At 70.4% G+C, this 6,247-nt stretch carries 6 protein-coding genes; all 6 read left to right on the top strand.

Features of this window, described 5'->3' with window-relative positions:
• Positions 1-53 precede the first annotated feature (53 nt).
• The 6 genes from ccmE (at position 54) to metX (ending at position 5,931) form a co-directional block, all read left to right on the top strand.
• On the top strand, positions 54-533 hold the full coding sequence (gene ccmE, locus FKV24_RS17415) for a cytochrome c maturation protein CcmE (protein ID WP_141483284.1): 480 nt from the start codon (positions 54-56) through the stop codon (positions 531-533).
• 52 nt (positions 534-585) lie between these two features.
• Positions 586-2,574: a heme lyase CcmF/NrfE family subunit gene (locus FKV24_RS17410; RefSeq protein ID WP_141483283.1), complete on the top strand. Its 1,989-nt coding sequence runs from the start codon at positions 586-588 to the stop codon at positions 2,572-2,574.
• Positions 2,571-3,140, top strand: coding sequence for a DsbE family thiol:disulfide interchange protein (locus tag FKV24_RS17405; RefSeq protein ID WP_141483282.1), 570 nt, complete (start codon positions 2,571-2,573; stop codon positions 3,138-3,140). Before FKV24_RS17410 ends, FKV24_RS17405 begins: the two co-directional genes overlap by 4 nt.
• 8 nt (positions 3,141-3,148) lie before the next feature.
• Positions 3,149-3,610 (top strand): cytochrome c-type biogenesis protein, encoded by a 462-nt coding sequence (locus tag FKV24_RS17400; RefSeq protein WP_141483281.1) that lies wholly within the window; start codon positions 3,149-3,151, stop codon positions 3,608-3,610.
• The gene (locus FKV24_RS17395; RefSeq protein WP_249041079.1) at positions 3,610-4,626 is read left to right on the top strand and encodes a tetratricopeptide repeat protein; all 1,017 of its coding nucleotides are present in this window, start codon (positions 3,610-3,612) and stop codon (positions 4,624-4,626) included. The genes FKV24_RS17400 and FKV24_RS17395 overlap by 1 nt, the downstream gene beginning before the upstream one ends.
• 144 nt (positions 4,627-4,770) lie before the next feature.
• The gene (gene metX / locus FKV24_RS17390) at positions 4,771-5,931 is read left to right on the top strand and encodes a homoserine O-acetyltransferase MetX (protein ID WP_141483279.1); all 1,161 of its coding nucleotides are present in this window, start codon (positions 4,771-4,773) and stop codon (positions 5,929-5,931) included.
• The last annotated feature ends 316 nt before the right edge of the window (positions 5,932-6,247 follow it).

Raw genomic sequence — 6,247 nt, 5'->3', positions numbered from 1 at the left:
CGCCGCCTCCGAGGAATTGATCCGATGAACCCTACCGAGCCGAAGCCCGCCGCATGAACCCGACCCGACGCCGCCGATTGATCTGGGTGATCGCCCTGGTCGCCGCCGCCGCCATCGCCGCGGTGCTGGTCGCGACCGCCCTGCAACGCAACATCGCCTATCTGTACACGCCCGGCGAGGTGCTCGACGGTCGCGCCGGTGCCCAGGTCGCCGGGGGCCAGACCCGCTTCCGCCTCGGCGGCATGGTCGCCAAGGGCTCCTTCCAGCGCGCCGAAGGCTCGCTGGAGTCGAGTTTCCGGGTCACCGACGGCGACGCCGAGATGGCGGTGCGCTACACCGGCATCCTCCCCGACCTGTTCCGCGAGGACCAGGCGGTGGTCGCCACCGGACGCATGCAGGGCGACACCTTCGTCGCCGAGGAAATCCTCGCCAAGCACGATGAGACCTACATGCCGAAGGAGGTCGCCGACAAGATGGGCAAGGCGCACCAGAAGCATGACGTGCAGACGCCGGCGGGCGACGCGAATGACTAAGCCCGCCCAGGACACCCTCTCCCGCGCCCGGGAGAGGGGGGAGGCACGCTAGGTGCTGCCCGAACTCGGACAGATCGCGCTGCTGCTCGCGCTGCTGGTGACCTGCCTGCAGGGCGCGCTGCCACTGCTGGGCGCCCACCGCGGCCTCGACAGCTGGATGGCGGTCGCACGCCCGGCCGCGTACGCGCAGCTGGCCCTGGTCGGCATCGCCTACGCGATCCTGACCCATGCCTTCGTGGTGCAGGACTTCTCGGTCGCCTACGTCGCCCATCACAGCAACAGCCTGCTGCCGCTGGTCTACCGCTACACCGCGGTGTGGGGCTCGCACGAGGGCTCGCTGCTGCTGTGGGTGCTGGTGATCGCGCTGTGGACGGCGGCGGTCGCGCTGTTTTCCCGGCGCCTGCCGGAAACGGTGATCGCCCGCGTGCTCGGCGTGCTCGGCATCGTCGCCGCCGGCTTCCTCGCCTTCCTGATCTTCACCAGCAATCCGTTCGAACGGCTGTTGCCGGCCGCGCTCGAGGGGCGCGACCTGAACCCGCTGCTGCAGGACCCGGGCATGGTGATCCACCCGCCGATGCTCTACATGGGCTATGTCGGTTTCGCGGTGTCGTTCGCGTTCTCGGTCGCCGCACTGATCGACGGCCAGGTCGATGCGCGCTGGCTGCGCTGGACGCGGCCGTGGACCAACATCGCCTGGGCGTTCCTGACCCTGGGCATCGCCCTGGGCAGCTGGTGGGCGTACTACGAACTGGGCTGGGGCGGCTGGTGGTTCTGGGACCCGGTCGAGAACGCCAGCTTCATGCCCTGGCTGGCCGGCGCCGCGCTGATCCACTCGCAGGCGGTGACCGAGAAACGCGGCAGCTTCCGCAGCTGGACCCTGCTGCTGGCGATCGCGACATTCTCGCTGTCCCTGCTGGGCGCGTTCCTGGTCCGCTCCGGGGTGCTAACCAGCGTGCACTCGTTCGCCGCCGACCCGTCCCGCGGGGTGTTCGTCCTCGTGTTCCTTGGCTTCGTGATCGGCGGTTCGCTGCTGCTGTACGCGCTGCGCGCGCCGTCGACCGGCGACGGCCCCGGCGGTTACCAGGGACGGCCATTCGCGGCCAGCTCGCGCGAGACCCTGCTGCTGATCAACAACCTGCTGCTGACCACCGCCTGCGCGATGGTGCTGCTGGGCACGCTGTACCCGTTGCTGGCCGATGCGCTGGAGCTGGGCAAGATCTCGGTCGGGCCGCCGTACTTCGCGCTGATGTTCACCCTGCTGATGGCCCCGATGGTGCTGCTGCTGCCGTTCGGGCCGCTGACCCGCTGGCAGCGCGAACAGGCGCTGCGGCCGCTGGCGCTGCTGGCGCCGTGGCTGGCGCTGGCCGCGATCGCCGGCATCGTCGCCTTCTTCTTCGCCCCGCAGGGGCAGTGGAAGGTCGCCGCCGGACTGGCCGGCGCGGTCTGGGTCGGACTCGGCACGCTGCGCTTCGTCTGGGCCCGCTTCAAGGCCAGCGGCCGGATGACCGCGGAGATGGCCGGCATGGCGCTGGCCCACTTCGGCATCGCGATCTTCCTGGTCGGCGCCCTGCTGACCGAGGGCCTGAGCCAGCAACGCGAGGTCGCGGTGGGGCCCGGCGAGTCGGTCGAACTGGCCGGCTACCGGTTCCGCTTCGACCGGGTCGAGCACCACCAGGGCCCGAACTACGAAGCCGACCGCGGCACCGTGTCGGTGTTCGAGGACGAGCGCCTGCTGGCGGTGCTGCATCCGGAGAAGCGCGCCTACGCCAGCGGCGGCCAGGTGATGACCGAGTCGGCGATCGAGCGCGGCTTCACCCGCGACCTCTATGTCGCCCTCGGCGAACCCCTGGGCGGCGGCAACTGGGCGCTGCGCGCGCACGTCAAACCGTTCGTGCGCTGGGTCTGGGCCGGCGCGCTGCTGATGATGCTCGGCGGCCTGGTCACCGCCTGCGATCGTCGTTTCCGCCTCGCTCCCTCCGCGCGTCAGCGACAGAATCCGCAGCCCGGCGCAAAGCCGCACATGCAGGAGAACCCGGCATGACCGAAGCCCCCCGTTCCGCGATGCGCTGGCTGCCGCTGGCGGTGGTCGCCGCGCTGGGCCTGTTGCTGGCCGCCGGCATCTGGCTCAGCGCCCGGCCCGACCGCGAGGCCCTGCCCTCGCCGCTGATCGGCAGGCCGGCGCCGAGCTTCGCGCTGCCGGTGCTGCACGAGGCCGGCCGGCTGGTGTCCTCGGACGAGCTCAAGGGCGCGCCCTACCTGCTCAATGTCTGGGGCAGCTGGTGCCCCGAATGCCGGGTCGAACATCCGGTGCTGACCCGTTTCGCCGAGACCAAGCGCATCCGCGTGATCGGCTACAACTGGAAGGACGAGCACGCCGACGCGGTCCGCTGGCTGGAGCAGTACGGCAATCCGTACTGGCTGGTGCTGGTCGATTACGAAGGCAAGGCGGCGATCGACTGGGGCATCTACGGCGCGCCGGAGACCTTCCTGGTCGACGCCGGCGGCATCGTGCGCTGGAAACACGTCGGCCCGGTCGGCGAGGCGGAGATCCGCGACCAGTTGCTGCCGCTGCTGGACCAGCTGGACGCCGGGCCCGCCGCGCCATGAGCTGCGCCATGAACCACGCCCCGTTCCATCGCCTGCGCCTGGCCCTGCTCGGGGTCGGCCTCTGGCTGATCGCGGCGTCCGCGTTCGCCCAGGCCGGCGCCGCCACCGCGCCTCCGGAATTCGTCGATGCCGCCGAGGAGCAGCGCTTCCACGCGCTGGTGGTCGAATTGCGCTGCGTGATGTGCCAGAACCAGTCATTGGCCGACTCCAACGCGCAGATCGCGGTCGACCTGCGCCGCGAGGTGCTCGAACTGATGCGCGAAGGCCGCAGCGATGCCCAGATCAAGGAATTCCTGGTCGAGCGCTACGGCGAGTTCGTGCTCTACCGGCCGCAGGTGAAGTCGCGCACCTGGCTGCTGTGGTTCGGCCCCCTGGCGCTGTTGCTGACCGGCGCCATCGCCGTCGCGGTGATCGTGCGCCGCCGCGGCAGCGGAGCACCGGTCCCGCCCGACGATTCGCAGGAATGGTGATGGACACCCCGACCGCGCTTTTCATCGCCCTCGCCGCGACCCTGGCCGTCGTCGCGCTGGGCTACGTGCTGCGCCCGCTATGGCGTGGCGCCCGTGGCGTCGGCGCGACCCTGCTGATTGCCCTGGTGGTGCTGACCGGCACCGTGTACACCACGATCGGCACTCCCGAGGCGCTGGACCCGGCGCGCCGCGCCGCGCCGCAGACCCTCGACGACGCGATCACCCAGTTGGAGATCAAGCTGGACCAGGACCCGGCCCAGCCCGAGGGCTGGCGCCTGCTTGCCGGCGCCTACGCCAGCAAGGGCGATCTGGAGGAAGCCAGCAAGGCCTATGCGCGGGCGGTCCAGCACGCGCCAGACGACCCCGACCTGCTCGCCGAGGCCGCCGAGGCGCGGGCGATGGCCGCGCCACAACGCCGTTTCGATGCCAAGGCGGTGAGCCTGCTCGAACGCGCGATCGCCCTGCAACCGATGCACCAGCGCGCACGCTGGTTCCTCGGCATCGCCCATCGCCAGTCCGAGCAGCCGGCCGAGGCGGTGAAGGTATGGGAGCCGCTGCTGGACGTGGTCGATGCCCGTACCGCCGCGGCCCTGCGCGAACAGATCGACCTCGCCCGCCAGGAAGCCGGACTGCCGCCGCTGCCGGCGGCCGAGCCCGCCGTCGAAACCGCGCCCACGGTCACGGTGGCGGTCTCGCTGGACCCGCAGTTGGGGATGCAACTGCCGGCGGGAGCGACCTTGTTCGTGATCGCCCGCCAGCCCGACGGCTCGCCGATGCCGGTCGCGGTGAAGAAACTGCCGGTCACACAATTCCCGCTGACCGTCGGCCTGGGTGACGGCGACAGCCCGATGCCGACGATGAAGCTGTCGCAGCTGCAGCACGTCGAGCTGATCGCGCGCATCTCGGCCAGCGGCAACGCGATGCCCGCCAGTGGCGACTTCGCCTCGCAACCGGTCCGCATCGACACCGACAAGGCCGCCAGCGCGGCATTGCTGATCGACCAGGTCGTGCCCTGAGCGCCTGCCCGTCGCTCGACGGGCAGATCGCCATAACCGATCGGCATCACGCCAGACCACGACATCGCCATGCGTTGCAGGCACACTGGGCCGCCGGCGCGCCGACGCGCGCCGTCGTCACCCGAAAGGACACACGCCCGCCGCATGACCGAATTCATCCCGCCCGGTACCCGCTACGTCGACCTGCCCTCGCCGTTTCCGATGAAGCGCGGCGGCGAACTCCACCAGGCACGCGTCGCCTACGAAACCTGGGGCACCCTGGCCGCGGACGGCGGCAATGCGATCCTGATCGTGACCGGGCTGTCGCCCGACGCCCACGCCGCCGCCAGCGACAGCAACCCCGAGCCGGGCTGGTGGGAGGCCATGCTCGGTCCAGGCAAGCCGATCGATACCGATCGCTGGTTCGTGGTCTGCGTGAACTCGCTGGGCAGCTGCAAGGGCTCGACCGGACCGGCGTCGATCGACCCGGCGAGCGGGCGCCGCTATGCACTGGGCTTTCCCGAACTGTCGATCGAGGACGGTGCCCGGGCCGCCGCCGCGGTCGTCGACGCGCTGGGCATCACCCGCCTCGCCTGCCTGATCGGCAACTCGATGGGCGGCATGACCGCGCTCGCCCTGCTCACGCAACGCCCCGGCCTGGCCCGCGGCCACATCAACATCTCCGGCGCCGCGCGGGCGTTGCCGTTCTCGATCGCGATCCGCTCGCTGCAACGCGAGGCGATCCGCCTCGACCCGAACTGGAACGGCGGCGACTACGACGAGGACAGCTACCCCGAGTCGGGAATGCGGATGGCGCGCAAGCTCGGCGTCATCACCTACCGCTCGGCACTGGAATGGGACGGCCGCTTCGGTCGCGTGCGGCTGGATTCCGACCGCGCCGACGACGAGCCGTTCGGACTGGAGTTCGAGGTCGAGAGCTATCTGGAAGCCCACGCGCGCCGCTTCGTGCGCCGCTTCGACCCGAACTGCTACCTGTACCTGAGCCGCTCGATGGACTGGTTCGACATCGCCGAGTACTGCAGCCCGCGCTGCGGCGAGCACGATGCCGACGCCCGCAGCGCGCTGGCGGCGATCGGTCGCGCCGGCCTGGAGAAGGCGCTGGCGATCGGCGTGCACACCGACATCCTGTTCCCGCTGCAACAGCAGGAGGAGATCGCCGAGGGCCTGCGCGCCGGCGGCTGCGACGCGCGCTTCCTGCCGCTGCCCTCGCCGCAGGGACACGACGCCTTCCTGGTCGACTTCGAGCGCTTCGGGCCGGCGGTGGCCGGATTCCTGGACGAGCTGCACGTCTCCTCCCCCGCATAGAGACCGTGCCCGGGCACACCCGATCGCGGCTTACGCCGCTCCTACGAGATGCGGTACGGCATGGACCCAGCCCCCTGAGTCAAGGGGAACGATATCCGGCTGCGCCCGGATATCTCCCAAAATTTGCTGCGCAAACCTTGGGCCCCGCCGTTGCGCTTCCACACCCCCATTCGCATCTGCGATGCGAATCGCCCCCTGACTCAGGGGGGGAACGATATCCGGCTGCGCCCGGATATCTCCCAAAGTTTGCTGCGCAAACCTTGGGCCCCGCCGTTGCGCTTCCACACCCCCATTCGCATCTGCGATGCGAATCGCC

Source organism: Marilutibacter maris (assembly GCF_006546735.2).
Classification (GTDB): Bacteria; Pseudomonadota; Gammaproteobacteria; order Xanthomonadales; family Xanthomonadaceae; genus Marilutibacter; species Marilutibacter maris.
This window is presented reverse-complemented; position numbering and strand designations above follow the sequence as displayed.